The following is a 25,530-nucleotide window of genomic DNA, read 5'->3' as shown; positions in this document are numbered from 1 at the left end:
CACTCCGCTCAGAAGGAGGTTCCGATCTGGAACTGGAAGCGCTGCGTGCGGTCGGCCGCGATGTTGTTGGCCGTGTCTTCCTTCTGGTAGATCAGCGGCACCGCGTAGGCCAGCCGCAGCGGGCCGAGCGGCGAGATCCAGCTGATGCCGATGCCGGCAGATGCGCGAATGCGGTTCTGCGCCTTCCATTGCGCGTCCGTCAGGCTGGCGGTGCGGTCGGCGAACACGTTGCCCGCGTCGAAGAAGGTGTACATGCGCAGCGTCTTGTCGTTGCCTGCACCCGGGAATGGCGTGCTGAACTCCATGTTGAAGATCGCCTTGCGCGTGCCGCCGAGCGCACCGGCCGTGACCGAGTCGAGCGGGCCGAGCGAGTTCTGCTCGAAGCCGCGGATCGAGCCCAGGCCGCCGGCGTAGAAGTTCTTGAAGATCGGGTAGGTGCTGTCGCCCAGCGCCCGCGCATAGCCGAGTTGGCCGTTGATGGCCAGCGTGTACTGCTTGGACAGCGGAAAGTACTGCTGGTACTGGTAGTTGGTCTTCAGGTAGCGCAGTTCGCTGCCCACGCCGATTTCGAGGTTGGCGCTCTGCAGCCGGCCGCGCGTGGGCACCAGCGCGCTGTCGCGGTCGTCGCGCGACCAGCCCAGCGTGGCCGGGATGCCCACCACGCTCGACTTGGCGCAGGTCACGCTCGGCGCGGTGCCCGTGCACTTGAAGTAGTCCAGGTAGGCCTGCGGCGTCGCGGTGTACACGTACGAGCCATCGACCAGCGTGTAGGTGCCGTTGGTGCCGGGGGTGAACGACCAGCGCTCCAGGCCGATGCCGAGAAACACCGTGTCCTGCTCGCCCACCGGAAAGCCGAAGCGGATGGAGCCTCCTTCGCTCGCGAGCTTGTAGTTGCCGTCGGCCTCGTAGTACGGCCGCGTGGTGGTGTGAAACACGTTGATCGTGCGCGAGATGCCGTCCTTGGTGAAGTACGGGTCGGTCGCCGTGACCGAGATGGTGCGGTTGTACGAGCTCGTGTTCACGTTCAGCCCCAGGTAGTTGCCGCTGCCGAAAACGTTCTCCTGCGTGATGCCGAAGCTCAGCGAGACCTTGTCGGTGGACGAGTAGCCCGCGCCCAGCTGCAGCGAGCCGGTCGGCTTCTCGGCCACGTTCACCACCAGGTCGACCTGGTCGGGCGAGCCGGGCACGTCGACGGTGTCGACATTCACCTCGGTGAAGAAGCCCAGGCGGTCGACCCGGTCACGCGAGGCGCGGATCTTGTTGCCGTCGTACCAGGCGCCTTCGTACTGGCGGAACTCGCGGCGGATCACCTCGTCGCGCGTGCGCGCATTGCCGCCGATGTTGATGCGCCGCACGTACGCACGGCGCGAGGACTCGGCCTTCAGCACCAGCGTGACGCGGTTGTTCTCGCGGTCGATCTCGGGCTCGGCCTTCACGCGTGCGAAGGCGTAGCCGAAGGTGCCGAAGTAGTCGCTAAAGGCCTTTGTGGTGGCGGCCACGTCTTCGCCGTTGTAGGGCGCGCCGGGGCGGATGGTCACCAGCGTCTTGAACTCGTCCTCGTGGCCCACATAGTCGCCCGCGAGCTTCACGCCGGCCACCACGAACTTCTGGCCTTCGATGATGTTGATGGTGAGGGTCAGCGTCTGCCGGTCAGGCGAGATGGCGACCTGCGTCGACTCGATGCGGAACTCCAGGTAGCCGCGCGTGATGTAGTAGGAGCGCAGCGTCTCCAGGTCGCCGTTGAACTTGGTGCGCGAGTACTGGTTGGACTTGGTGTACCAGTCGAGCCAGCCGCCGGTGTCCTGGTCGAACAGGTCGAGCAGCGTGCTTTCGCTGAAGGCCTTGTTGCCGACCACGTGCACTTCCTTGATGCGCGCCGATTCGCCTTCGGTCACCGTGAAGGTCAGGTTCACGCGGTTGTTCTCCAGCGGCGTGACGGTGGTGATGACCTGCGCGTTGTACAGACTGCGGCTGATGTATTGCCGCTTGAGCTCCTGCTCGGCTCGGTCGGCCAGGGCCTTGTCGTAGGCCTGCCCTTCTGCGATGCCCACCTCGCGCAGCGCCTTCTGCAGCGCGGCCTTGTCGAACTCCTTGGTGCCCACGAAGTCGACGTCGGCGATGGAGGGGCGCTCTTCCACCACCACCACCAGCACGTTGCCGTTCACGTCGATGCGCACGTCCTTGAAGAGGCCGAGCTTGAACAGCTCGCGGATGGCGGCGCTGCCGCGTTCGTCGCTGTAGGTGTCGCCGGCGCGCAGGCCCATGGTGGCGAAGACGGTGCCGGGTTCGACGCGCTGGAGGCCCTCCAGCTTGATGTCCCTGACGGTGAACGGTTCGACGGCCCAGGCGGGAAGAGCGACGAGAGGGGCGACGAGAGAGGCAAGCAGCGCGCCGGCCGCTGCGAGGGACTTGGGAAAGTGCATCGACGGATGGTCTTTGCCAATGTCGGAGAAATTTGGGACTTTTCTCCGGCTGCCCCGGGCCGCTCGGGGTCTTTACATTACTGCAACCCCATGGCGTTTGATGCCGGCCATGCTGGCGCCGCCTGTTCGCCCGCGACGACCCCGGCTCTTTCTCGGCAGTTCTGCAGATGCTCTTCGAGCGACAGGGACCCTTGTATCTGCAGCAGGCGCTCCACCGTGCGGTCGACGGCCTCTTCGTCGAGCAGACGGTAGGTGCGCGCGGTGCGCCCGTTGTTGCGCACCAGGCGCGCGATGTAGGGCAGGTCCTGCTGGGTGATGACGGCCGCCGGCATCACGCCTTCGAGCTCGATGCCTTCGCACGGCAGCAGCACGAAGTACTGCAGCCGCAGATCCTCGGGCAGCAGGCTGCGCAGCTGGGTGGTCTTGCGTCCGCCCTGCCATGCGGGGTCTTTCACCTCGCGCGCGCTCTTGCCGCCGTTCAGGCGCAAGAACCACCGCGGTGGGGACTGGTCCGACTTCTTGCGATAGACAAAGGCGTTGCGCCAGGCCTTGATTTCGAACAGGTAGAGGCCGGTTTCGCACACCACCACGGCGTCGATGCGCGCGGTGCGCACCGCATGCCCCTCGGGCATCGGAATGATGAGGTTGCGAAGAATGCGCAGGTAGGAAAAGGCGGGGCTGAATGCGCTGGTCAGCTGCTGCACACCCAGCGAGGTGGCGACGGTGCTTGGCATGGCAATGGTCATGGATGACTCCTTCGGTCGCCGAGCATTGCGCTGCTTTTGGGAGACTTCTTGTGTGAGGTGTTTCTTCCGGTTGTGCGGGGCTTCTCCCGGCGCAGTGCACGCAAACAACAGTTCACGCAAAGCAGAGGCATTCACAAGATTCCTCCGAATTTGAACGAGACGATGCGTGCCTGCTGCTCGATGGAGAGCCGCTGCAACTGGAGAACCCTGAATGAAGAAAACCCTCACGGCATTCGCTGCCCTGGCCGTCTGCGGCCTGGCTTCTGCCCAATCGTCCGTCACGTTGTTCGGCGTCGTGGACGCTGGCCTGACCTACCAGTCGAGCACCTCGCGCGACACGACCACCGGCGCGTCGGTCAAGCAAAGCAAGACCAGCCTGGGCAACTCGGCCTACAACTCCAGCCGCATCGGCTTCCGCGGCACCGAAGACCTCGGCGGCGGGCTGGCAGCGAGCTTCTGGCTCGAAGCGCCCATCACCAACGACGACGGCGCCACCGGCGTGTCCACCTTCAGCCGCCGCTCCACCGTGAGCCTGTCGGGTGGCTTCGGCGAACTGCGCCTGGGCCGCGACTACACCGCCACCTTCTGGAACGACACCGTGTTCGATCCGTTCGGCACCAACGGCTCGGGCACCAACGTCATCAGCACCGTCAGCGGCAACACCACCATCAACAACGCCAACTACGTGCGTGCCAGCAACTCGATCGGCTACTTCCTGCCGCCGAACCTGGGCGGCTTCTACGGCCAGGTGCAGTACAGCCTGCACGAGAACGCCAGCACCGACGCCACCAGCACCACTGCAGCTTCCAGCAGCACGGCTGGGCGCTACGTCGGTGGCCGCTTCGGCTACGCCAACGGTCCCCTGGACGTGGCACTGGCCGTGGGCCAGAGCACCGTCGTGGACACCACCGCGCTGGAGCGCAGGGTGCAGACCATCAACCTGGGCGCTTCGTACGACTTCGGTCCTGTGAAGCTGTTCGGCGAGCTGTCGAACGTGAAGAACAAGTTCGACTACGCGGCAGCGGCTGACACGCACGACACCTACAACGGCTACCTGATCGGCGCGACCGTGCCGGTGGGCGCAGGCCTGATCCGCGTGGCGTACTCGCAAGTGCGCTACAACGAAGGCACGGCCGGCATCACGGGCGAAGACCCGATGGCGCGCAAGTTCGCAGTTGGCTACGTGCACAACCTGTCCAAGCGCACGGCGCTGTATGCGACGGTGGCGCGCGTGAACAACCGCAACGACGTGAACTACACGGGCAGCCTGGTGTCGGCCAGCACCACGGGCTACGGCAGCACGGGCACCAGCTACACGGGCCTGCCGCGCTCTTCCACCGGCTACGACTTCGGTATCCGCCACGCGTTCTGATGCAGGACGCGCGCCGCGCGGGAGAAGAGGAGCACGCGCTCTTTTTCTTCCGCGCGGCTTTTTCGTTTTCTACCCAGCAGTGAGCTTCTTCCAATGAACCGAATTGCACTCCTCGCGGGCGTGCTGGCTGCCACCGGCCTGACCGGCTGCATCATGCTGCCCCCGCCGCCCATGCCGTATCGCCCGCCACCACCGGGCTTTCGCGGCGAAGGGCCACCGCCGATGTTCTACGGCGCCCCCAGGCCGCCACCTCCCGGATGGGCCGCGTGCGACGCCTACGGCGGCGTGCAGGGCGGCTGCGCACGCGGCATGCCGGGCGAGCCCGACATTCAACAAGCCCCGGGAGCGCGCTGATGAGCGGGGGACAACTGCATTCCGGCAGCCTCGGCGCCATCATCGCCGGCGTGATTCTTCTCGGCCTTGGCGGCGTGGTTTGCTTGATGGCCTCGCTGTTCATCGCCAACATGCGGAACGGCGCAAAGGCGCGCGAGCTCGCGGCACAAGCCCGCAGTGAGGCGCAGCAAAGGATGAGCGCGAGCCGCGTGCAGGACCTGCGACCGCTGCTCGACGCCGCCCCGGACTGTCAGGGCATCCGCCTCGACATCCAGCTGCCGGCTGAGGCCGTGCCCGTGCTGGCGATCGAGGCCGAGCTGCGCGAACTGCTCGCCAAGGTGACGGACTACGCGGCCATCGTGATGCGCGCGGGGGCCACGCTGCAGGTTCGCGCGCATGCGGAAGGCACGCAGGCCGTGATTCACTGGCACGACCTCGATGCCGTCGACGTGCGCCCGCCGCTTGCGCGGTTTTTCGACACCGCGCAGGCCGCGATTGCGGGGGCCAGTGCCAAGGCCTGCGAACGCATTGCCGGCCATCATGGTGGACGCATCTATTCAGCCCCGGATGCCGGCGGCGTGCTGGGACTGACACTGCGCCTGCCGTTGCTGGCCGACGAGCGCGCTCACTGATCGATTGATTGATTGACTGACTGATCGACGCAAGGCCGGCAGGGACGGGCCTCGTGAAACTCCGCGTCATACTCGCGGTCCCACGGTGCCGCCGCTTTCCCCGATGCCAGACGTGCGATCTCTTGTTTTCCTGACGACTTTTCTCCGTGCGCTCGCTGCGAGCGCGACCCTTCTCGCCGCCGGTGCGCTGCATGCGCAGGCCCTGCCGCCGGGCGTCCGGCTGGGCATGACGGCCGAGGAGCTGCAGGCCGTGCTGCCTGCCGCCGAGCGCGTGCAGCGGCCGCAGCGCCTCGGCGGCGGCCTCGTCGGCAATTGGCGTGCAGCGCCGGTCGAGATGGCCGGGCTGCTGTTCGAGCCGACCTTCTTCTTCGCCGCCTCGGAGCTGCGACGCGTCGAATACGTCGCGGCGGCGCAGGCCACGCCCGACAACGGCGCCGCAGCCTTCGCGGCACTGGTGCAATGGGGCCGCGGGGCGTTCGGCAACGAACTCGCATCGCGCGACCCGGGCAGCGCGTACGCCGCCTGGGTGAGCAATGACACCGACGTCTACGTGCAGCAGGTCAGCGACCCGCGCCGTGCGAGCGTGCGGCTGGTCTACAAGGCGCGGCAGCTGCGCGACGGCAGCGAACTCTGAACGGGGTGCCTCAGGCGGCGCCGCGCTGATCGAGCTTTTGCAGCGCCACCGCCAGTTCCTCTACATCGACCGGCTTCAGCAGGTGATGGTCGAAGCCGGCCTGCGCAACGCGCAGTCGGTCGTCGGGCTGGCCCCAGCCCGTGAGCGCGATCAGCCCGATGCCATGCAGCCGCGGATGCGTCCGCAGGCGGCGCGCCAGTTCGCAGCCGTCCATGCCGGGCATGCCGATGTCCAGGATGGCGACCGAAGGCTGGAAGTGCTCGGCCTTCGCCAGCGCATCCAGGCCGCTGAAAGCCACGGTCGCCTGCGCGCCGAGCAGGCCCAGCAGTGCCCCGAGTGACTCGGCCGCGTCGCGGTTGTCGTCCACCACCAGAATGCGGTGCTGCACCGCCATCGTCGCCTCCGAGGCTCCGGCCTTCGCGCCGGCCCGCAACCCGTGGTCGAGCAGCGGCAGGGACACGGTGAACTCGCTGCCCTGGTTCGCGCCGTCGCTCCTGGCACTGACCGTGCCGCCGTGCAGCTCCACCATGCTCTTGACCAGCGTGAGGCCGATGCCCAGGCCGCCCTGCGCGGCGCGCGCGGTGCCGCTCACTTGCACGAACATGTCGAAGATCGCGCCCAGCATGGTGGATGGAATGCCCGCGCCGCTGTCTTTCACGCGCACCACTGCATGGCCGTGGCCGTCGTGCTCGACGAACACGTCGATGCGTCCGCCCTCGGGCGTGTACTTGGCGGCGTTGTTCAGCAGGTTCGCGAACACCTGCGTGAGGCGCACGCCGTCGCCCTTCAAGGCCAGCGAGGCATCGGCGACGTGCAACCCGAGCGTGTGGCGGCCGGCGTCCATCAGCGGGCGGCTGAGCTCCACCGCGCCGCGGATCACCTGGTCGAGCGCGAGCTCGTCCAGTTGCAACTCGATCTTGCCGCGCGTGATGCGCGAGACCTCCATCAGGTCGCTCACCAGCCGCACCATGTGGTCGAGCTGGCGGCCCATGAGGTCGTAGTAGGGCCGGGCGGCTTCCGACGTGAGCGGCTTGCGCTTGAGGATGGCCAGCGCGGTGCTCAGCGGTGCCATCGGGTTGCGCAGCTCGTGCGCCAGGGTGGCCAGGAATTCGGTCTTGCGCCGGTCGGCCTCGTTGAGATCTTCCAGGATGCGGCGCAGCTCGTACTGCCGCCGCCGTGCGCGCAGTGCGCTGCGCAGTGCGCTCACCAGCGAGGCCACGCGGATCGGGCGCTCCAGCACGGTGACGTTGGCCATGCCTTCCATGGCGGTGGTGATGGCGCGCGAATCGGCGCCTTGCCGCGCGAGTATCAGCACCGGCAGGTCGGACCAGGGGGACTGGGCCGCCACGGCCGCGGCGAGTTCGGTGGCGCCGCTGCCCGCGAGCATTTCTTCGGACACCAGCAGAGCGCCGGCGCCGCGTTCGGTTTCGCGCAGCAGTTCGGGGAGGTCGGCGCACACCTGTGTCTCGATGCCGGCGCGCAGAAGCACGGCGGCGGCCATCACGGCGTCCTTCGCGGTGGCCGTTCTCATGAGCACGCGCAGCTGCGGGTCTCGCAGCTGCGGCAGCTGGATCGTGGGGCCGTCGGTCACTGCGTTGGCGTGGCAATGCCGTCGATCGGCACGGGCACGCCAGTCAGGATGCCTCTGAAATGGCGCAGCGGCTCTCCTACGTTCAGGCCCCGCTGGTCCATCGAGAACGCACGGATGGAGCGCTCGTGCGCGCCGCCGCGCTTCTTGAGCACCGAGATGGCCTGGCGCACTTCGCCTTCGGCCTCGTAGTAGCGCAGCAGCACCACGGCGTCGGCAAGGTAGCTGGCGTCCACAGGTGTCTGCATCTGCATGCCGATGAGCCCGTGCTGCGCGCCGACCAGCAGCGTGGCCACGCCGGCCTGCCCGAGGTAGGTGAGCAGCTCGTGCAGCTGCACGATCAGAAAGCGCTCGTCTGGCATCGCGTTGAGGTAGCCGTTCAGGCTGTCGATGACGACCACCTTCGCGCCGTGCTGCGTCACGGCCTGGCGGATCTCGTGCACCAGCTCGCCGGGGGAGAGTTCCGCCGGGTCGACCTGCTTGATGCGGATGCGGCCCGATTGCAGGTGGGGATCCAGCGACATGCCCAGGCCGGCGCTGCGCGTGCGCAGGGTGTTGACGCTTTCGTCGAAGATGAAGAGCGCGGCCGTCTCGCCGCGCTCGGCCGCCGCAATGGCGAATCGCACCGCCACCGACGACTTGCCCGTGCCCGGCGCGCCGACGAACAGGGTGCTGGTGCCCTTCTCGAGGCCGCCGCCCAGCAGCGCGTCGAGCGCCTCGATGCCGCTGGGCAGCTTGGTCAGCGCGGTGTCGTTGACGTGCTCGGCCGCCACCAGGCGCGGAAACACCTGCAGGCCGCCGCGGTGAATCTTGTAGTCGTGGTAGCCGCCCCGGAACGACTGGCCCCGGTATTTCACGACCAGCAGCCGGCGGCGCGCGGAGCCGTAGTCGGAGTGCGACTGCTCCAGCCTCACCACCGCGTGCGCGATGCTCTGCACCTGCAGGTCGTGTTCGGTGGCGGTCATGTCGTCCAGCAGCAGCACCGTGCACTGGCGCCCCGCGAAGAACTGCTTGAGCGCCAGGATCTGCCGGCGGTAGCGCAGCGAGGTGCCCGAGAGCAGCCGCAACTCGGAGAGCGAATCGAACACGATGCGCGAGGGCTTGATGGCCTCCACGTCGCTCAGGATGCGCAGCGTGGTTTCGCTCAGCTCCACCTCGGAGGGGTGGAACATGGTGTATTGCTCCTCGGGCTGCAGGCTGTCCTGCGTGGGCAGCATCTCGCGCACGTGGATGCTGGAGATGTCCCAGCCGTGCGAGACGGCCACGCCGCGCAGCTCGTGCTCGGTTTCGGACAGCGTCACGTACAGCACCGACTCGCCGCGCGCCGCGCCTTCGAGCAGGAACTGCATCGCGATGGTCGTTTTGCCGGCGCCCGGCGTGCCTTCGAGCAGGTAGAGCCGGTTGGGCTCGAGGCCGCCGCCGAGCACGTCGTTCAGGCCCGGTACGCCCACGCTCAGCAGTCGCTGGTGATCAGGCTCCATGGTGGCTTCTCCATTCCATGAGTGAATGAGGTCAATGCCAAATTCAAACATCGAAGCCGTGGGGCCGCGTGCAGGACGGCGCCGCATGGCGCGCCACGGGGAGCGACTATGGGAAATGTCCTGCACGGGGCAGCGGAATCGTCCGGCTGGCCGGGTAGGGCGGATGGAGAAACTGCCCTACCGGCTCCCGCCGCCCTTCCTTCTTAATTTGGCTCTTCAGGAGAAGACGATGCGCGAAGACACCCAGATCCGCATTCCCCAGGACGATGAACGGATCGACGTCACGGACCTCAAGGAGGTCGACTACTGGACCCAGTGGTTCGGCGTGAGCGAAGAGCGCCTGCGCATCGCAGTGGCCTCGGCGGGCACCGCCAAGGACGACCTGCGGGTCTACCTCGGCCTGCCTTGATTCTTTCCGGAGGCCTCAGCCCGCGGCGAGCATGCCGCGCTCTTCGATGAATGCCACCACTTCGGCCACGCCTGTGAGCGTCTTGAGGTTCGTCATCACGTAGGGGCGCTGGCGGCGCATGCGCTGCGTGTCCTGCTCCATCACGTCGAGATTGGCGCCAACGTAGGGCGCGAGGTCGGTCTTGTTGATCACGAAGAGGTCGCTCTTGGTGATGCCGGGGCCGCCCTTGCGCGGAATCTTTTCGCCGGCCGCCACGTCGATCACGTAGATCGTGAGGTCCGACAGTTCGGGGCTGAAGGTGGCCGCGAGGTTGTCGCCGCCAGACTCGACGAACACGATGTCGGCGTTCGGAAAGTCTTCGAGCATGCGGTCGATGGCTTCGAGGTTGATCGAGGCGTCTTCGCGGATGGCGGTGTGCGGGCAGCCGCCCGTCTCCACCCCCATGATGCGTTCGGCAGGCAGCGCACCGGCCACGGTCAGCAGGCGCTGGTCTTCCTTGGTGTAGATGTCGTTGGTGATGGCGATCAGGTCGTACTTGTCGCGCATCGCCTTGCAGAGCATTTCGAGCAGCGTGGTCTTGCCCGAGCCGACCGGGCCGCCGATGCCCACGCGCAGCGGGGGCAATTTCTTGGTGCGATGGGGGATGTGGTGCAGGGCGGAGGTCATGGAGGAGGTGTCCGGTTCAGCTTCGGAAGAGGCGGGAATATTGTGTTTCATGGCGGGCCGACAACACAGCCAGCAGGGGTGCGAAGGCCTGGCGTTCGTCGTCGCCGAGGGCCATGGCGCGTGTCACGGCCTCAGGGATTTCCTGCGCCAGCCGCCCGAGGATGCGCTGGCCCGCGCTCTGGCCCAGCGGCACGGCCTTGACGGCTGCGGCGACCATGTTCTCGGCCCAGCCAAAGGCAAAGGCCAGGCAGCCGTCGTGCACCGTGGCACCGGTGCGGCTCACTGCAAAGGCGAAGGCGATGGGGTAGCTCGCAGGCAGGTCGGCGAAGACTTCGGCGGTGTCAGCGTGATGCAGCTTGAGCCACTCGACGAAGGAGCGGCCCATCTGTTCGGTCTGCAGGAAGAATTCGGCCGATTCGCGGGTGGTCATCACCCATTCGTTGAGTTGGCGAATGCGTTGAGTGTCGTTGGCGCGCCAGGCCATGACGGCTTGCGCGAAGGCTGCGAGGTCGCCGCGAGCGAAGCTCAGATGCAACTGGTCGGCGAGCCATTCGGCTGCGCGCGGTTCGGAATCGATGCCGGCCCATTCGACTGCGGCCTCGACGCCTTCGGAATACGAGAAGCCGCCTACGGGCAGGGCTGGGGAGGCCAGCCAAATTAGCTGGAGGAGGCTTTGAGCGGCTGGGTCTGGCATGTCAGCTTTTCAGCGCGCGCTGTATTTGCGTGTCCGGGGTGCGTGCGAATGACACCGGGTGCTCCCCTCCGCGAATGTCCCCCGCCTTCGGCTCCTCCTTTATTTCGCTGCGGGGAGCACCCGGTGCCATTCGCACATGGGCGCGGTCGGAACGACGAACAACGCATCGACGCAATTTCATCTCAGTGCGAGTGACCATGATGACTGTGGTCGTGACCGTGCGAGTGGTCATGGTCGTCGAGCAACTCCGGCGCGAGCACGAGCGGCTTCGGGCCATTGCTGTGGGAATGTCCGTGGTCATGACCGTGACCACCGCCGTGCGAATGCTCGTGCGATCCGTATGCACCGCCCTCGGGCTCGAAAGCCTCATCGACCGCCACGACGATCAGGTGCATCGAACGCAGCATGTCGGCCAGCACATGGTCGGGCTCGATCTTGAGGTGGTCGGGCTTCAACTCGATCGGCACGTGCCGGTTGCCCAGGTGATAGGCCGCGCGCGTCAGGTCGAAGGGCGTGCCATGGGCCGTGCAGTGCGTGATGCGCAGTATTGGCTGCGGCGCAGCGATCACGCGCACCAGCGAACCGTCTTCAGCCACGAGAACGTCACCGCCCCGCACGGCGGTGCCGCGCGGCAGGAACACGCCGATCTGGCGGCCCTGCGAGTCGGTGGCGTCGAAACGGCTCTTCTGGCGGATGTCCCAGTCGAGCTCGATGGTGGCAGCGCGCTTGAGCAGCACGGGCGCAAGGCCGCGGCCCTGGGGCATGAGTTTGTTGGCGGTGAGCATGGTGCGAAGGGAGCGCCCCGGGGCGCTCGTTGGCTGAATGAATACCTTCGAGGATACGCAGCCTGTCAAGCAGGCGCATACCCCGGCTTCAAAACAGGAAATACCGCTGCGCCATTGGCAGCAGCTTTGCCGGCTCGCAGGTCAGCAGATGCCCGTCGGCGCGCACCGCGTAGGTCTGCGCATCGATCTCCATCTTCGGCGCGTAGCTGTTGTGGATCAGGTCCTTCTTGCGCACATTGCGGATGTTCTTTACCGCACTCAGGTGCTTGCTCAGGCCGTAGCGCTCCTTGATGCCCGAGGCCAGCCCGGCCTGCGAGACGAAGGTCAGTGAGCTCTTTGCCAGCGAGCCGCCGTACGCACCGAACATCGGGCGAAAGTGCACCGGCTGCGGCGTCGGGATCGACGCATTCGGGTCACCCATCGCCGCCATTGCGATGGTGCCGCCCTTCAGTATGGTGAACGGCTTCACGCCGAAGAAGGCCGGCTTCCAGATCACGATGTCGGCCCACTTGCCGACCTCCAGCGAACCCACCTCGTGCGCGATGCCGTGCGCAATGGCGGGGTTGATCGTGTATTTGGCGACGAAGCGCTTGGCGCGGAAGTTGTCGTTGCGCTCGTTATCTTCGGGCAGCTTGCCGCGCTGCAGCTTCATCTTGTGCGCGGTCTGCCAGGTGCGGATGATGACTTCGCCCACGCGGCCCATGGCCTGGCTGTCGGAGCTGAACATGCTGATGGCGCCCAGGTCGTGCAGCACGTCTTCGGCGGCAATGGTTTCCTTGCGGATGCGCGACTCGGCGAAGGCCAGGTCTTCTGCGATGCCGGCGTCCAGGTGGTGGCACACCATGAGCATGTCGACGTGTTCGTCGAGCGTGTTCACGGTGTAGGGCATCGTGGGGTTGGTGGAAGAGGGCAGAAAGTTGGCCTCGCCCACCACGCGCAGGATGTCGGGCGCGTGCCCGCCGCCCGCGCCTTCGGTATGAAAGGCGCAGATGGCGCGTCCGCCCACGGCTGCAATCGTGTTCTCGACGAAGCCCGATTCGTTGAGCGTGTCGCTGTGAATGGCCACCTGCGTGTCGGTGGCGTCGGCCACGTCCAGGCAGTTGCTGATGGCCGCGGGCGTGGTGCCCCAGTCTTCGTGCAGCTTCAGGCCGATGACGCCGGCTTCGATCTGCTCGTGCAGCGCGTGCGGCAGGCTGGCGTTGCCCTTGCCGAGGAAGCCCAGGTTCATCGGAAACGCGTCGGCCGCCTGCAGCATGCGCTCGATGTGCCAGGGGCCGGGTGTAGCCGTGGTCGCGAAGGTGCCGGTGGCGGGGCCGGTGCCGCCGCCGAGCATGGTGGTTACGCCGGAAGACAGCGCCTCTTCGATCTGCTGCGGGCAGATGAAGTGGATGTGGCTGTCGATGCCGCCTGCGGTGACGATGTTGCCCTCGCAGCTGATGATCTCGGTGCCCGGGCCGATGACGATGTCCACGCCTGGCTGCACGTCGGGATTGCCGGCCTTGCCGATGGCGGCGATGCGGCCGTCCTTCAGGCCGATGTCGGCCTTGACGATGCCCCAGTGGTCGAGGATGAGCGCGTTGGTCAATACCGTGTCGACGGCGCCTTGCGCCCTGGTGCGCTGCGACTGCGCCATGCCGTCGCGAATCGTCTTGCCGCCGCCGAACTTCACCTCTTCGCCGTAGCCGCCGGCGCGCAGCGTGTAGTCGGCTTCAACCTCGATCAGCAGTTCGGTGTCCGCAAGACGGACGCGGTCGCCCACGGTGGGGCCGAAGATTTCGGCGTAGGCACGCCTTGAAATGGTCGCCATCAGAGCTTTCCTTGAACCAGGCCACGAAAGCCGTAGACGATGCGATCGCCGGAAAAATCGACCAGCTCGACCGTGCGCTGCTGGCCCGGCTCGAAGCGCACCGCTGCGCCCGAGGCGATGTTCAGCCGCATGCCGCGCGCGGCCTCGCGGTCGAAGCCGAGCGCGCCGTTGGTCTCGGCAAAGTGATAGTGCGAGCCGACCTGGATCGGCCGGTCGGCGGTGTTCTGCACCACCAGCGTGAGGGTGCGGCGGCCGGGGTTGAGCGCGTGCTCGCCGTCGTCGGTGAGGAGTTCGCCAGGGATCATGGCCAGCCTCAGATGGCTTGGGCCAGCAGCGTCGCGCCCAGGCCGAGCACTGCGGCGCCGGCCACGCGCGGCACCCATGCGTTGGCGTGGCGCAGGGCCCAGCCCATTGCGATGCCGGCGGCGTGCAGCAGCAACGTGGCGCAGACCATGCCGGCCAGCGTGAGGGCCGCGCCTTGTTCGCTGGCCAGCTCGTAGCCGTGGGCCACGCCATGGAACACCGCGAACACGCCGACCACCGCCATGGCCACCACCGCCGGCAGATGCACGCGCGTGACGACCAGCAGGCCCAGCACCAGCAGCGAGGCCGCGATCATCGGCTCGACCGCCGGCAGCTGCACGCCGGCCAGGCCCATCAGTGCGCCCACCAGCAGCATGCCGGCGAATGCGAGCGGCGCCCACAGCAGGTCGGGCCAGGCGCGGCGCGCGGCCAGGGCGCTCCAGAAGCCGACCGCGACCATCGCGGCCAGGTGGTCGGCGCCGGTCAGCGGATGCAGGAAGCCGGTGGTGAAGCCGTGGTGCAGGCCGCCGTCGACGCCGGTGTGGGCGCTGGCTGCAAGAGGCAGCAGGAGAGCGAGCAGGGCGAGGGTTCTGGAGGCGTTGTGGCGCATGGAAAGTCCTTTTGTTCTTTGAATTTCAGACGATGGGCTGGTGCACGGTGACCAGCTTGGTGCCGTCGGGGAAGGTGGCTTCGATCTGGATGTCCGGAATCATCTCGGCGATGCCGTCCATCACGTCGGCGCGGGTGAGCACGGCGCGCCCGTCGCTCATGAGCTCGGCGACGCTCTTGCCGTCGCGGGCGCCTTCCATCACGGCGGCCGAGATCAGGGCAATGGCTTCGGGGTAGTTGAGCTTCAGGCCGCGGGCCTTGCGGCGTTCGGCGAGCAGCGCTGCGGTGAAGATCAGCAGCTTGTCTTTTTCGCGCGGAGTCAGTTCCATGGGGTCGGCATCGGGTGGCGGAGAGTGGCGGCCATTATGGGCAAGCCGGCTTCTTTGCAACAGTCGTGCCCTGTTCGCCAAAAGCCGTACGGGTGGCATGAAAGATGCACCGAAACGGTGTGAACCCCGACGCCGTACCCACCACCCCTGACGACGCGCCGCAGCGCATCGTCAAGGTGCGGCGCGACTACAACAGCTGGGTGGCCAGCGAGACGCTGGAAGACTACGCACTGCGCTACACGCCGCAGCGCTTTCGCAAGTGGTCCGAATGGCGGGTGGCCAACACGGCCTTCGGGGCGGCGTCGTTCCTGATCCTGGAGGCGGTGGGCGCCACGCTGCTGGTGCAGTACGGCTTTGCCAATGCCTTCTGGGCGATCCTGGCGACGGGGCTCATCATCTTCCTGGCGGGCGTGCCGATCAGCGTGTACGCGGCGCGCTACGGCGTCGACATGGACCTGCTCACGCGCGGCGCGGGCTTCGGCTATATCGGCTCCACGCTCACCTCGCTGATCTACGCGAGCTTCACTTTCATCTTCTTCGCGCTCGAGGCGGCTGTGATGGCCTATGCGCTGGAACTGGCGCTGGGCATCCCGCCGGTCTGGGGCTACCTGGTGTGTGCGCTGGTGGTGATTCCGCTGGTCACGCACGGGGTGTCGGCCATCAGCCGGCTGCAGTTGTGGACACAGCCGCTGTGGCTGCTGATGCTGGTGGTGCCTTTTGCCTATGTACTGGTGCGCGATCCTGGTGCGTTTGCGGGCATCGTGCACTACAACGGGGTTCGTTCCGGCACCAAGGGTTTCGATCTGCACCTGTTTGGCGCTGCCCTGACGGTCGGCATTGCGCTGATCACGCAGATGGGCGAGCAGGCCGACTACCTGCGCTTCATGCCCGCGCGAACCGCAACCACGGCGCGCCGCTGGTGGGCCGGGGTGCTGGCCGGGGGCCCGGGCTGGGTGGTGCTGGGGGTGCTCAAGATGCTGGGCGGGGCGCTGCTGGCCTATCTGGCGATCACGCACATGGTGCCGGCCGACCGCGCGGTCGATCCGAACCAGATGTACCTCGCGGCCTACGAGTACGTGTTTCCGAACTACGGCTGGGCGGTGGCGGCCACGGCGCTGTTCGTGGTGATCTCGCAGCTCAAGATCAACGTCACCAATGCCTATGCGGGCTCGCTGGCCTGGAGCAACTTCTTCTCGCGCGTGGCGCACAGCCATCCGGGGCGTGTGGTGTGGGTGGTGTTCAACGCACTCATCGCCTTCATGCTGATGGAGATGAACGTGTTCGAGGCGCTGGGCGACGTGCTCGGCCTGTTCGCCAACATCGCCATCGCATGGATGATGGCGGTGGTGGCAGACCTCGTCATCAACAAGCCGCTGGGGCTGTCGCCACCGGGCATCGAGTTCAAGCGCGCGCACCTGTGGGACATCAACCCGGTGGGCGTGGGCGCGATGGCGCTGGCGTCGGTGCTGTCGATCACGGCGCACCTGGGCGTGTTCGGGCCGCTGGCGCAGGCGTTCTCGGCGTTGATAGCGCTGGGCACGGCGTTGGTGGCCTCGCCGCTGCTGGCCTGGGCGACGGGGGGCAAGTACTACCTGGCGCGCGGTTCCGACGAGGCCCACGGCGCCGTGGCCTTCGCACCTGCCGAGGGCCCGCGCGCGGTGCGCTGGGCGAAAGTCGAAACGGGGAGCTACCAGCGCCTGAAAGTGCAGCACTGCGTGATCTGCGAGCGCGAGTACGAGGGGCCGGACATGGCGCACTGCCCGGCGTACCAGGGCGCGATCTGCTCGCTGTGCTGCACGCTCGACGCACGCTGCGGCGATTTGTGCAAGCCGCATGCGAGCCTGTCGTCGCAATGGTCGACGGTGCTGCGCTGGCTGCTGCCGCGGCGCAGCTGGCGCTACCTGGACACCGGGCTGGGGCACTTCCTGCTGCTGATGCTCGTCATCGTGCCGCTGCTGGCCGTGGTGTTCGGCGTGCTCTACCAGCAGGAGCTGCGCGCCTTCGGCGAGGGTGCACTGGAGTTGGCGTCGGAGGCCGACGTGGCCGCGGCGCTGGCCGGCGTGCAGAAGCTGTCGCTGCGCTCGGGCTTCCTCAAGGCGTACATGGCGCTGCTGGTCATCGCGGGCATCGTCGCGTGGTGGCTGGTGCTGGCGCACCAGAGTCGCAAGGTGGCGCAGGAAGAATCGAACCGCCAGACCCATCTGCTGGTGCGCGAAATAGAGCTGCACCGCGAGACCGATCGCGCCCTGCAGGCCGCCAAGCAGGCAGCCGACGAAGCCCGCGAAATCGCGGAGCAGGCCAAGCTCGCAGCCGAGCTGGCCAAGCAGGCCGCCGACCAGGCCAACCAGGCGAAGAGCCGCTACATCAGCGCCATCAGCCACGAGCTGCGCACGCCGCTCAACAGCATCCTGGGCTACGCGCAGCTGATGGGCGAAGACCACTCGGTGCCGCCGCACCGCCAGCAGGCGGTGGCGGTCATCAAGCGAGGCGGGGAGCATCTGCTGTCGCTCATCGAAGGCACGCTGGCCATCGCGCACATCGAGGCCGGCAAGCTCACGCTGCATGCGCGGCCGATGCGCTTTGCCGACACGCTGCGCGAGCTGGCCGACATGTTCGAGCTGCAGGCGGCGGAGAAGGGGCTGCAGTTCCGCTTCGAGGCGGCGGGGCCCTTGCCCGAGGTGGTGCGCGCGGATGAAAAGCGCGTGCTGCAGATTCTCATCAATCTGCTGGGCAACGCGATCAAGTTCACGGCAGTTGGGCAGGTCACGCTGCGGCTGGCCTATGCGCGCGAGTTCGCGTCCATCGAGATCGAGGACACGGGCCCCGGCATGCCGGCCGAGGACATCGAGCGCATCTTCGAACCCTTTGCGCGCGGCAATGCCGCAGGCATGTCGGCCGCACCGGGCGCGGGGCTGGGGCTCACCATCGCCAAGATGCTCACCGACCTGATGGGCGGCGAGATGAAGGTGCAAAGCACGCCGGGTGAAGGCTCGCTGTTCTGCGTGCGGCTGTTCCTGCCGCGCGTGCACGACACCGTGGCCGGCACCGGCCGCCCGATGCCGGTGCAGCGCGCGCGACGCGGCTACGAAGGCCCGCGCCGCCGCCTGCTGGTGGTCGACAACGAGGAGGCCGACCGCGACCTGCTGGGCCATGTGCTCGCGCCGCTGGGCTTCGAGCTGCGCAGCGCGGCCAGCGGGCACGATGCGCTCGACCTCATCGCGGCCGGCTACCGGCCCGATGCGATGTTCGTCGACCTCGCGATGCCCGGCATCGACGGCTGGGAAACCATTCGCCGTGCGCGCAAGCTGGGGCTGACCGAGGCATCGGTGGCCATCGTCTCGGCCAACGCTTTCGACAAGGGGCTGGACAACGACGTGGGCATTGCGCCGGAAGATTTCTTCGTCAAGCCCGTGCGCCACACCGAGCTGCTCGATTGGCTCGAACGCCGGCTCGGGCTGCAATGGACCGACACCGCCGCCAGGCCCGCCGCGGCTGTGGCACCGCGTGCGATGCAGGCGCCTTCGCTGGCCCGCCTGCGCGCGCTCGACGAGGCCGTGAGCCTGGGCTACTTTCGCGGCATCATGAACCAGCTCGACGACATCGACGCCGCGCAGCCCGAGTGCGCATCGTGGACCGAAGCCCAGCGCGTGCTGGCGCGACAGTTCCAGTTCGAGGCCATGAGCCGCGCGCTGGCCGACGCCGTCGAAAGCGCCGCATGACTTCGACGACGCCACCTCCCGCCATGGAAACCTCACCACTCGCCAAGACCCTGCGCGAACAGCAGGGTGCCAACAGCGATCTCGTGCTGATCGTCGACGACGTGCCCGACAACCTCGCGGTGCTGCACGACGCGCTCGACGAATCGGGCTACACCGTGCTCATTGCCACCAACGGCGAGCAGGCGTTGCAGCGCGCCGCGCAGGCGCGGCCCGACATCGTGCTGCTCGACGCGATGATGCCGGGCATCGACGGCTTCGAGGTCGCGCGCCGCCTCAAGGCCGATGCGGCTACGGCGCACATTCCCATCGTGTTCATGACGGGGCTCACCGAGACCGAACACCTTGTGGCAGCACTCGAAGCCGGCGGGGTCGACTACGTCACCAAGCCCATCAAGCCGAAGGAAGTGCTGGCGCGCATGAACGTGCACCTGCAGGGCGCGCGCCGCGCGCGGCAGGACGCGCGGCAGGCCGGCCAGGCGCGCAATGCGCTCGATGCCTTCGGCTACGCCAGCATCACCGTGCGCCTGCCCGAAGGCCGGCTGATCTGGCAGACCGCGCTCGCGCGCGACCTGCTGCAGCGCTACTGCGACACGCGCGCGCCAGAGACGCCGCCCGCCGTGCTCGAATGGCTGCGCAGCCACACGCCCGATGCGCGTCAGCGCGGCATCGAGCCGCCGGCGCTGTCGATCGTGCAGGGCGCGAGCAGCCTCACGCTGCGGCTGCACCAGCAGACCAGCAGCGACGACGACGGCGACGAGTGGATGATCATCATGCGCGAGGTGTCCGACACCGCCGTCATCGAAGCCATGAGCCTGAGCCTGAAGCTCACGGCGCGCGAGGCCGAAGTGCTCTACTGGGTGGTCAAGGGCAAGACCAACAAGGACATCGGCGAAATCCTGGGCAGCAGCCCGGCCACCGCCAAGAAGCACCTGGAGCGGGTGTACGTGAAGCTCGGCGTGGAGACGCGCACGGCCGCGGCCGGCGTGGCGATCAAGCGCATCCGCGAGCTGCAGCCCCAGTTCGAGATCTGAAGAAGGCCGGCTGAATGCCGCCGGCGCCGCCTGCGTCATGGCGACTACTTTCGGCGTCCCTAGAATGGTTCGAGGGCTCCGGGACGCGCACGATGAAGAACAACAGGCACGACAGAACAACAACCCGACCGCCATGCAGCGGCTGGATGCTTGCTGCTTCCTGCCTGTTCGCGAACCTGGCCGCGGGCCCGGGCGCACATGCCGCGGGGCATTTCGACGTGGACGATGCCAGCACGCTTGACCCGGGCCAATGCCAGTACGAGACCTGGTGGGGCCGCACGGGTGTGGAGCCTGTCACGGGCTTTCACTTCGGGCCTGCCTGCCGCGTCGGGCCGGTCGAGCTGGGACTGAACTTCGACCGCACCTCGGTGAGTGGCATTCATTCGGTCACCGGCGGACCGCAGCTCAAGTGGAATTTCTACGGGCAGGCGGCTGACGCGCCGTTCAGCGCCGCCGTGTCGATGGGCGCGGTGTTCGACCTGAAGCGCGGTGGCCGCGCGGGCGGGCAGTTCGTGGTGCCCCTGACGTGGCGGCCGCTCGAGAGCCTGCAGATCCACGCCAACGTGGGCGCCGACTGGGCCAACGGAACCGGTGCGCGCACGCCGCGCGGCGGCATCGGCGTCGAATGGGCGCTGAACGACACCGTGTCGCTCATCGCGGAACGCAACCGGGCGGCGGGCCTCTGGACCTCGCGCATCGGAGGGCGCTTCAGCATCACGCCGCTGATCAGCGTGGATGTGAGCACATCGCGCACCGGGCCGCAGGGCGTGCGCGGCTTCGTGATCGGGCTGAACCACGAGTTCAGCTGGAAGTGAACCGCTGGTGATCAGCGCAGGTAGCGCTGTATCCGCTTCTCGTCCTCGGCCAGCTGCTGGCGCATGAGCGAAATGAAATCCCGCGCTGTGGCCGAGAGCACCTTGCCTGCCGGCAGCGCCAGCAGGCAGGTGAAGTACACGTCAATCGAAAACTTGCGCACCACCAGCCCGCGCTCCGCGTAGTCGAGCGCGGTGATCGGGTTGACCAGCCCCACGCCCAGGCCGCGCAGCGCCATCTCGCACACGCTGGCCGCATAAGGCGTCTGCACCAGCACCCGCAGCGCGACGCCGTGCGGGGCCAATGCCGCTTCGAGCCGCTGGTGCGAAGGGTCTTCGGGGTTGAGCGAGAGAAAGGGCGCCTCGGCCAGCTGCTCCGGCTTGATGGTCTTGAAGCGGGCCAGCGCGTGGCCTGCCGGCATCACCACCACGCCGGGAAAGCGCGAGAAGGTGGAGTGGTCGATGCCTTCGAGCGAGAGCTCGTCGGCCATCAGCCCGAAGTCGGAGATGCCCATGGCCACGCGGTCGCGCACGTCCTTGGAGCTCAGCACCTGCAGCGACACCTGCGGCCAGGGGCTCGCGCCGCGGTGCGCCTTCAACCGTGCCAATGCGCGCGGCATGAAGCCCAGGCCGTAGGCCGGAAAGCTGCTCAGCTCCAGCTGGCTGACGCCGAAGTCGCGCAGGCTGCGCACGCGGTGCTCGATGGCGTCCATGCCGATGAACACCCGCTCTACCTCGACCCAAAGTGCGCGTGCCTCGGGCGTGGGCACCAGCCGCCCGCCGGTGCGCTGGAACAGCAGCATCCCCGCTTGCGTCTCGAGGCGCTTGAGCGATTGGCTGATGGCGGGCTGCGTCACATGCAGCAATGCAGCGGCCTTGCGGGTGGAGCTGCCGCGCATGAGTGCCCGGAAGGTTTCGATCTCGCCGAATCGCATCGATAAGTTTTGTTATCGGTTGAGTATCTGAGGCTGCATAATTTTATTTCCGATTGCATAAGATTTGGTCACAACTTCTGACGCATCACCCGTGACGACATTGCCCGTTCTGGACTTCAAGTTCGCCGCTCCTCCCCCGGATCCCCTGGCTCATCCTCCGGGTAATCCCTTGGGGTTGGTGCGTGACCAGGCACCCAAGCCCATGCGCAACCCGAACCTGCGCGGCCTGCAATGCCTGCGATGCGATGCGCTCTACCCGGTCACGCTGTCGCACGACGGCTGTCCCGCATGCAAGCGCGCGGGCTTCCACGTGGCGCTGCGCGCCAGCTACCTGCCCGACAGCACCGAGGCGATACCCATGCCCTACACCTCCGGCTTCGCGCTGGGGGAGGGGCAGACGCCGCTGCAGGACATGCCGGAGCTGGCGCAGCAGTTCGGCGTGGCGCGCCTGGCCCTCAAGGACGAATCGCGTAACCCCACCGGCTCGCACAAGGACCGCATGACGGCGGTGGGCGTGGCGCAGGCGCTCGACTTCGACGCCCACACGCTGGTGCTGGCCTCGTCGGGCAACGCGGCCGTGTCGGCTGCGCACTATGCATGGGCCGCGGGCCTGGGCTGCGAAGTGGCGACCTATGAGGGCATGCCGGCCACCTACACGCGGCAGCTCGACGCACTTGGTGCGCGGCGCTATGTCTTCGCCGACAACGCGGGCCGCTGGGCCTTCGTGCGCGAGCGTTCGCAGCACCCTGGCTACTTCGCACTGACCAACTACCGCCTGCCCGCGCTGGGCAGTGCTCCGCTGGCCATCGAGGGCTACAAGCCGATCGCGCTCGAATGCGTGGCCGATGGCGGCCTGCCGGATCACATCGTGATTCCCACCGCGCGCGGCGACCTGGCTTGGGGCATCTATGCGGGCTTTCGCGACCTGATGGCCGCGGGGCGCATCGCGCGCCTGCCCAGGCTCTGGCTGGTGGAGCCATTCCCGCGCCTGGCGCGCGTGCTCGCGGGCGGCGCCATCAATGGCAGCTACCCGGGCCACACCGCGCAGTTTTCCACCGCGGGGGCCACCGTCACCTACCTGCAGTGGCAGGCCGCGACCGCCACGGGCGGTGGGGCGGTGGTCGTGGGCGACGACGAAGCGCGCGCCGCGCGGCGGCTGCTCAGCTCGGTCGGCGTCAGTGCTGAGCTGTGCGCGGCGGGCGGCCTGGCCGCATTGCGCCAGCTGCGCGAGAGCAACGCCATCGCTGCCGATGCGCACGTGGTGCTGATGCTGACCGCCAACGCGACCGGCGACCCGAGCTGGCCCGACCGCCCGATCTAACTTCCTTCAGGAACTCACCATGCCGACGATGCAACGCCGGGCCTTTCTGGCCGCCGGCTCTACAGCCCTGCTCGCTTCGTTTCGACCGGCGTGGGCCGCCTACCCCGACAAGCCAGTGAAGCTCATCGTGCCGTGGGCCGCTGGCGGCAGCACCGACGCCATTGCCCGGGCGATGGCGCAGCGCATGAGCCAGACCATCGGCAGCCCGGTGATCGTGGACAACCGGCCCGGTGCCGCCGGCATGATCGGCACCGACGCGGCGGCCAAGGCCGCGCCCGACGGCTACACCATTGCCATCGTCGAGCTGCCGCATGCGATTGCGCCGGCCGTGACAGCGAAGCTGCCCTACGACCTGCTGCGCGACTTCACGCCCGTGACCATGATCGGCACCTCGCCGCTGGTGTTCTTCGCGGGCATGGACGACGACAGCAAGGACTTCAAGACCTTCCTGAAGACCGCGGCTGCAAAGAGTGCGCCGCCGGCCATCGCGCACAGCGGCGCGGGCACGGTGAGCCATCTTGCGGCCGAACTGCTGGCGAGCCGCACGAAGATCAGGTTCAACATGGTCCCGTACCGCGGCTCGGCGCCCGCGCTCACCGACGTGGCGGCGGGCACGGTGGCGGGGCACTTCGCGACGCTGGCCAGTGGCTCCAGCCTGCTGGGCGCCAACCGCATCCGCCCGCTGCTGGTGACGAGCACGCAGCGCGTGACGAACATTCCCGGCCTGCAGAACGTGCCTGCGCTGGCGGAGAACGGGCTCAAGGGCCTGGAGATCGACCAGTGGTGGGCCATGGTGGCGCCGGCCACCACGCCGCTCGACGTGATCGAGAAGCTGCGCCGCGAGGCCATCGCCGCGCTCGACCATCCGTCGGTGAAAGAGCGCCTGTCGGTGTTGGGCGTGCAGATGAAAGGCTCGACGCCGGCGGAGCTGCGCGCCTTCCTGCGCTCGGAGGCCGAGCGCTGGCAGAAGGCCGCGCACGAGATCGGCCTGCAGCCGCAATAAGCGGGCTGAACAGGCTGGGCCTTACTTCGCGTCGCTGTAGACCGTGGCGCGCGACACGCCCATGTGCGCCGCGGCAATCTCGGCGCCGCGGCGAACCTCCAGCAGGCCCGCCTTCTTCAGCTCCTGCACGAGCTGCTTGCGGTCGGCCGGCTTCAGCGAGCGCGAAGTGGTCGCGCGCGTGGCCGCGAAATCGTCGATGCGCGCGTGGATGCGGTCCGAGTGGTTGCCGCCGGCCTCGATGTGCTCGTGCACTTCCTTGTCGTCGATCTTCGTGAATTGCGAGATCGCGGCCTGGAAGCTCTGGAACAGCGTGAGGTCGACGTTGAGGCACAGCGCCGCCACGTACTCGCCGCTGTCGTCCTTGATGCCGATGGACGTGCTCTTGACCTTGCGGCCGTCGGGAAAGGTGTTGGCGTAGTTCGCGATCACCGCCGGAAACTCCGGGTCTTGGATGCGCGCGAGACCCAGCTCCGTGACTGACTGGCCGACCTCCCGGCCGCTGAGGCTGTTCTCGATGGCGTAGATCGCGTTCTTCGGGTTGCTCAGGTCGTGCACCACGACTTCACAGAAGGGCGCAAAGGTCTGGCCCAGGCCTTCGGCCATGTTGCGCAGCATCTCCAGGACCTGCTTGTTCGACTTTTTCTTCATGCCGAGGAATGTATCCAGCTCTGGACGAACAATCCAATTTATACAAAAAGTATAGTGTTGGATGTATTATCCAGTTTTGACCAGGAGCCGCGAATGACCGCGAGAGAACGCGCACGCTATGTCGACCCCCGTACCGGCAGGCACTACGACCTGTCCGAACGCCGATGGCGCTCGGACGACGGCCATCCGATGATGGTCACGCCGCTGCCCGGCATCTCGCGCGACGACATCGATTCGCGCACCCGCTCGCTGTGGCGCTACCGCGCGGCGCTGCCCGTGGCAATCGACAAGCCCGCGAGCATGGGCGAAGGCTGCACGCCGCTGGTGCAGAAGCGCTGGGGCAGCCTCGAGCCGTACTTCAAGCTCGAGTGGTTTAACCCGACTTGCAGCTTCAAGGACCGCGGCGCGGCGGTGATGATGTCCTTCCTGCGCCAGATCGGCGTCGATGCAGTGCTGGAAGACAGCTCGGGCAATGGCGGCGCGGCCATTGCCGCTGCGGGCGCGGCAGCTGGAATGCGTGTGAAGGTGCTCGCGCCGAGCTACACGCCCGCGCCGAAGGTGGCGCAGATCCGGGCCTTCGGCGCCGAAGTTCAACTGGTGCCGGGGCCGCGCGAAGAGTCGGAATACGAGGCGGTGCGGCAGTCGGAATCGATCTTCTATGCGAGCCACAACTGGCATCCGTTCTTCCTGCAGGGTACGAAGACGCTGGCGTACGAACTGTGGGAAGACCTGGGCTTTGTCGCGCCCGACAACGTCGTGATTCCGACCGGGGCGGGCAGCAACGTGCTCGGCTGCTGGATCGGCTTCAAGGAGCTGCTGGCGGCGGGGCAGATCACGAAGCTGCCGCGCATTTTTGTCGCCCAGCCACTGAACTGCTCGCCGATCGATGCGAGCTTCACCGCCGGAGTCGACACGCTGGTGGACCGTGTCGTGCAGCCGACCATTGCCGAAGGCACTGCGATCAAACGGCCCGTGCGGCTTCAGGAAATCCTGCAGGCTCTGCGCGAGACGAACGGCAAGACGGTGGCGCTGACCGAGGAGCAGATCGCGGCGGCGGTGCGCCGGCTGGCGGAGAGTGGGCTCTATGCAGAGCCGACCTCCGCCTCGGCCGCGGCAGCCATCGACGTGTTGGCGCAGCGCGGCGACATCATGGCAGGCGAGACGACGGTGGCTTTGTTGACCGGCACAGGCTTGAAGTCGACGCAGTTCATGACCGAGCTGTTCGGCGGCGGCGCCGCCTAGCCGATCAG

At 67.4% G+C, this 25,530-nt stretch carries 24 protein-coding genes; 11 read left to right on the top strand and 13 right to left on the bottom strand.

The window, feature by feature from the left end:
* Positions 1 to 8 precede the first annotated feature (8 nt).
* A complete protein-coding gene (gene bamA / locus ACSFCA_RS07895) occupies positions 9 to 2,423 on the bottom strand; it encodes an outer membrane protein assembly factor BamA (RefSeq protein ID WP_258353195.1) in 2,415 nt (804 codons plus the stop codon).
* Positions 2,424 to 2,500: 77 nt separating this feature from the next.
* A complete protein-coding gene (locus ACSFCA_RS07890) occupies positions 2,501 to 3,169 on the bottom strand; it encodes a nuclease-related domain-containing protein (protein WP_258353196.1) in 669 nt (222 codons plus the stop codon).
* A gap of 211 nt (positions 3,170 to 3,380) precedes the next feature.
* Here ACSFCA_RS07890 and ACSFCA_RS07885 point away from each other — a divergent pair, with 211 nt between their 5' ends.
* The 4 genes from ACSFCA_RS07885 (at position 3,381) to ACSFCA_RS07870 (ending at position 6,140) form a co-directional block, all read left to right on the top strand.
* Entirely contained in the window at positions 3,381 to 4,541 is a 1,161-nt protein-coding gene (locus ACSFCA_RS07885) for a porin (protein ID WP_435459329.1), read from the top strand.
* Positions 4,542 to 4,634: 93 nt separating this feature from the next.
* Positions 4,635 to 4,895, top strand: a complete 261-nt coding sequence (locus ACSFCA_RS07880; protein WP_258353197.1) for a hypothetical protein — start codon at positions 4,635 to 4,637, stop codon at positions 4,893 to 4,895.
* Positions 4,895 to 5,506, top strand: a complete 612-nt coding sequence (locus tag ACSFCA_RS07875; protein WP_435459330.1) for an ATP-binding protein — start codon at positions 4,895 to 4,897, stop codon at positions 5,504 to 5,506. Before ACSFCA_RS07880 ends, ACSFCA_RS07875 begins: the two co-directional genes overlap by 1 nt.
* A gap of 103 nt (positions 5,507 to 5,609) precedes the next feature.
* Positions 5,610 to 6,140: a hypothetical protein gene (locus ACSFCA_RS07870; RefSeq protein WP_258353199.1), complete on the top strand. Its 531-nt coding sequence runs from the start codon at positions 5,610 to 5,612 to the stop codon at positions 6,138 to 6,140.
* A gap of 10 nt (positions 6,141 to 6,150) precedes the next feature.
* Here the strand turns inward: ACSFCA_RS07870 and ACSFCA_RS07865 are convergent, their stop codons facing one another.
* Both ACSFCA_RS07865 and ACSFCA_RS07860 read right to left on the bottom strand, forming a co-directional pair.
* A complete protein-coding gene (locus ACSFCA_RS07865) occupies positions 6,151 to 7,731 on the bottom strand; it encodes a hybrid sensor histidine kinase/response regulator (protein ID WP_435459331.1) in 1,581 nt (526 codons plus the stop codon).
* Positions 7,728 to 9,209, bottom strand: a complete 1,482-nt coding sequence (locus ACSFCA_RS07860; RefSeq protein ID WP_258353201.1) for an ATPase domain-containing protein — start codon at positions 9,207 to 9,209, stop codon at positions 7,728 to 7,730. The genes ACSFCA_RS07865 and ACSFCA_RS07860 overlap by 4 nt, the downstream gene beginning before the upstream one ends.
* A gap of 229 nt (positions 9,210 to 9,438) precedes the next feature.
* On the opposite strand from ACSFCA_RS07860, the gene ACSFCA_RS07855 reads away from it, so the two are divergent.
* Positions 9,439 to 9,618, top strand: a complete 180-nt coding sequence (locus ACSFCA_RS07855; protein WP_258353202.1) for a DUF3606 domain-containing protein — start codon at positions 9,439 to 9,441, stop codon at positions 9,616 to 9,618.
* Positions 9,619 to 9,633: 15 nt separating this feature from the next.
* Here ACSFCA_RS07855 and ureG read toward each other — a convergent pair whose 3' ends face one another.
* The 7 genes from ureG to ACSFCA_RS07820 all read right to left on the bottom strand — a co-directional run bounded on the left by ureG (position 9,634) and on the right by ACSFCA_RS07820 (position 14,811).
* Positions 9,634 to 10,284, bottom strand: coding sequence for an urease accessory protein UreG (ureG, locus tag ACSFCA_RS07850; protein WP_093077507.1), 651 nt, complete (start codon positions 10,282 to 10,284; stop codon positions 9,634 to 9,636).
* 16 nt (positions 10,285 to 10,300) lie between these two features.
* Positions 10,301 to 10,978, bottom strand: a complete 678-nt coding sequence (locus ACSFCA_RS07845) for an urease accessory protein UreF (RefSeq protein ID WP_258353203.1) — start codon at positions 10,976 to 10,978, stop codon at positions 10,301 to 10,303.
* 182 nt (positions 10,979 to 11,160) lie between these two features.
* Positions 11,161 to 11,763 carry an urease accessory protein UreE gene (gene ureE, locus ACSFCA_RS07840; protein WP_435459332.1) on the bottom strand — a complete coding sequence of 201 codons (603 nt, stop codon included), beginning with the start codon at positions 11,761 to 11,763 and terminating at the stop codon, positions 11,161 to 11,163.
* An 88-nt stretch (positions 11,764 to 11,851) separates the two neighbouring features.
* Positions 11,852 to 13,570, bottom strand: coding sequence for an urease subunit alpha (gene ureC / locus ACSFCA_RS07835; protein ID WP_258353205.1), 1,719 nt, complete (start codon positions 13,568 to 13,570; stop codon positions 11,852 to 11,854).
* Positions 13,570 to 13,875: an urease subunit beta gene (locus ACSFCA_RS07830; RefSeq protein ID WP_021008918.1), complete on the bottom strand. Its 306-nt coding sequence runs from the start codon at positions 13,873 to 13,875 to the stop codon at positions 13,570 to 13,572. Before ACSFCA_RS07830 ends, ureC begins: the two co-directional genes overlap by 1 nt.
* A gap of 8 nt (positions 13,876 to 13,883) precedes the next feature.
* On the bottom strand, positions 13,884 to 14,483 hold the full coding sequence (locus ACSFCA_RS07825) for a HupE/UreJ family protein (protein ID WP_093077503.1): 600 nt from the start codon (positions 14,481 to 14,483) through the stop codon (positions 13,884 to 13,886).
* Between the two features lie 25 nt (positions 14,484 to 14,508).
* Positions 14,509 to 14,811: an urease subunit gamma gene (locus ACSFCA_RS07820; RefSeq protein WP_093057424.1), complete on the bottom strand. Its 303-nt coding sequence runs from the start codon at positions 14,809 to 14,811 to the stop codon at positions 14,509 to 14,511.
* Between the two features lie 104 nt (positions 14,812 to 14,915).
* On the opposite strand from ACSFCA_RS07820, the gene ACSFCA_RS07815 reads away from it, so the two are divergent.
* The 3 genes from ACSFCA_RS07815 (at position 14,916) to ACSFCA_RS07805 (ending at position 20,376) form a co-directional block, all read left to right on the top strand.
* Positions 14,916 to 18,530: a hybrid sensor histidine kinase/response regulator gene (locus ACSFCA_RS07815; protein WP_435459333.1), complete on the top strand. Its 3,615-nt coding sequence runs from the start codon at positions 14,916 to 14,918 to the stop codon at positions 18,528 to 18,530.
* A gap of 23 nt (positions 18,531 to 18,553) precedes the next feature.
* On the top strand, positions 18,554 to 19,561 hold the full coding sequence (locus ACSFCA_RS07810) for a response regulator transcription factor (protein ID WP_093057426.1): 1,008 nt from the start codon (positions 18,554 to 18,556) through the stop codon (positions 19,559 to 19,561).
* Positions 19,562 to 19,707: 146 nt separating this feature from the next.
* The gene (locus ACSFCA_RS07805; protein ID WP_435459334.1) at positions 19,708 to 20,376 is read left to right on the top strand and encodes a hypothetical protein; all 669 of its coding nucleotides are present in this window, start codon (positions 19,708 to 19,710) and stop codon (positions 20,374 to 20,376) included.
* Between the two features lie 11 nt (positions 20,377 to 20,387).
* Here the strand turns inward: ACSFCA_RS07805 and ACSFCA_RS07800 are convergent, their stop codons facing one another.
* Complete coding sequence (locus tag ACSFCA_RS07800; protein ID WP_258353209.1) at positions 20,388 to 21,308, bottom strand: LysR substrate-binding domain-containing protein; 921 nt, start codon at positions 21,306 to 21,308, stop codon at positions 20,388 to 20,390.
* Positions 21,309 to 21,510: 202 nt separating this feature from the next.
* Here ACSFCA_RS07800 and ACSFCA_RS07795 point away from each other — a divergent pair, with 202 nt between their 5' ends.
* Positions 21,511 to 22,629, top strand: coding sequence for a threonine synthase (locus tag ACSFCA_RS07795; RefSeq protein WP_258353210.1), 1,119 nt, complete (start codon positions 21,511 to 21,513; stop codon positions 22,627 to 22,629).
* A gap of 19 nt (positions 22,630 to 22,648) precedes the next feature.
* Positions 22,649 to 23,632, top strand: coding sequence for a Bug family tripartite tricarboxylate transporter substrate binding protein (locus ACSFCA_RS07790; RefSeq protein WP_435459335.1), 984 nt, complete (start codon positions 22,649 to 22,651; stop codon positions 23,630 to 23,632).
* 21 nt (positions 23,633 to 23,653) lie between these two features.
* On the opposite strand, the gene ACSFCA_RS07785 is transcribed toward ACSFCA_RS07790, so the two are convergent.
* Positions 23,654 to 24,280 carry a helix-turn-helix transcriptional regulator gene (locus ACSFCA_RS07785; protein WP_258353212.1) on the bottom strand — a complete coding sequence of 209 codons (627 nt, stop codon included), beginning with the start codon at positions 24,278 to 24,280 and terminating at the stop codon, positions 23,654 to 23,656.
* 93 nt (positions 24,281 to 24,373) lie between these two features.
* Between ACSFCA_RS07785 and ACSFCA_RS07780 the strand changes: the two genes are divergently transcribed.
* Positions 24,374 to 25,522 carry a threonine synthase gene (locus tag ACSFCA_RS07780; protein WP_435459336.1) on the top strand — a complete coding sequence of 383 codons (1,149 nt, stop codon included), beginning with the start codon at positions 24,374 to 24,376 and terminating at the stop codon, positions 25,520 to 25,522.
* Positions 25,523 to 25,530 lie beyond the last annotated feature (8 nt).

The organism is Variovorax multivorans (assembly GCF_051216835.1).
Taxonomy (GTDB): Bacteria; Pseudomonadota; Gammaproteobacteria; order Burkholderiales; family Burkholderiaceae_C; genus Variovorax.
This window is presented reverse-complemented; position numbering and strand designations above follow the sequence as displayed.

Coding starts and splice junctions, on each gene's coding strand:
- ACSFCA_RS07830 (WP_021008918.1), bottom strand. CDS start 13,875: ATGATCCCTGGCGAACTCCTCACCGACGACGGCGAGCACGCGCTCAAC.
- ACSFCA_RS07785 (WP_258353212.1), bottom strand. CDS start 24,280: ATGAAGAAAAAGTCGAACAAGCAGGTCCTGGAGATGCTGCGCAACATG.
- ACSFCA_RS07890 (WP_258353196.1), bottom strand. CDS start 3,169: ATGACCATTGCCATGCCAAGCACCGTCGCCACCTCGCTGGGTGTGCAG.
- ACSFCA_RS07885 (WP_435459329.1), top strand. CDS start 3,381: ATGAAGAAAACCCTCACGGCATTCGCTGCCCTGGCCGTCTGCGGCCTG.
- ACSFCA_RS07820 (WP_093057424.1), bottom strand. CDS start 14,811: ATGGAACTGACTCCGCGCGAAAAAGACAAGCTGCTGATCTTCACCGCA.
- ACSFCA_RS07870 (WP_258353199.1), top strand. CDS start 5,610: ATGCCAGACGTGCGATCTCTTGTTTTCCTGACGACTTTTCTCCGTGCG.
- ACSFCA_RS07790 (WP_435459335.1), top strand. CDS start 22,649: ATGCCGACGATGCAACGCCGGGCCTTTCTGGCCGCCGGCTCTACAGCC.
- ACSFCA_RS07860 (WP_258353201.1), bottom strand. CDS start 9,209: ATGGAGCCTGATCACCAGCGACTGCTGAGCGTGGGCGTACCGGGCCTG.
- ACSFCA_RS07875 (WP_435459330.1), top strand. CDS start 4,895: ATGAGCGGGGGACAACTGCATTCCGGCAGCCTCGGCGCCATCATCGCC.
- ACSFCA_RS07845 (WP_258353203.1), bottom strand. CDS start 10,978: ATGCCAGACCCAGCCGCTCAAAGCCTCCTCCAGCTAATTTGGCTGGCC.
- ACSFCA_RS07855 (WP_258353202.1), top strand. CDS start 9,439: ATGCGCGAAGACACCCAGATCCGCATTCCCCAGGACGATGAACGGATC.
- ACSFCA_RS07880 (WP_258353197.1), top strand. CDS start 4,635: ATGAACCGAATTGCACTCCTCGCGGGCGTGCTGGCTGCCACCGGCCTG.
- ACSFCA_RS07780 (WP_435459336.1), top strand. CDS start 24,374: ATGACCGCGAGAGAACGCGCACGCTATGTCGACCCCCGTACCGGCAGG.
- ureC (WP_258353205.1), bottom strand. CDS start 13,570: ATGGCGACCATTTCAAGGCGTGCCTACGCCGAAATCTTCGGCCCCACC.
- bamA (WP_258353195.1), bottom strand. CDS start 2,423: ATGCACTTTCCCAAGTCCCTCGCAGCGGCCGGCGCGCTGCTTGCCTCT.
- ACSFCA_RS07795 (WP_258353210.1), top strand. CDS start 21,511: ATGCGCAACCCGAACCTGCGCGGCCTGCAATGCCTGCGATGCGATGCG.
- ACSFCA_RS07825 (WP_093077503.1), bottom strand. CDS start 14,483: ATGCGCCACAACGCCTCCAGAACCCTCGCCCTGCTCGCTCTCCTGCTG.
- ACSFCA_RS07810 (WP_093057426.1), top strand. CDS start 18,554: ATGGAAACCTCACCACTCGCCAAGACCCTGCGCGAACAGCAGGGTGCC.
- ACSFCA_RS07815 (WP_435459333.1), top strand. CDS start 14,916: ATGCACCGAAACGGTGTGAACCCCGACGCCGTACCCACCACCCCTGAC.
- ureE (WP_435459332.1), bottom strand. CDS start 11,763: ATGCTCACCGCCAACAAACTCATGCCCCAGGGCCGCGGCCTTGCGCCC.
- ACSFCA_RS07805 (WP_435459334.1), top strand. CDS start 19,708: ATGCTTGCTGCTTCCTGCCTGTTCGCGAACCTGGCCGCGGGCCCGGGC.
- ureG (WP_093077507.1), bottom strand. CDS start 10,284: ATGACCTCCGCCCTGCACCACATCCCCCATCGCACCAAGAAATTGCCC.
- ACSFCA_RS07800 (WP_258353209.1), bottom strand. CDS start 21,308: ATGCGATTCGGCGAGATCGAAACCTTCCGGGCACTCATGCGCGGCAGC.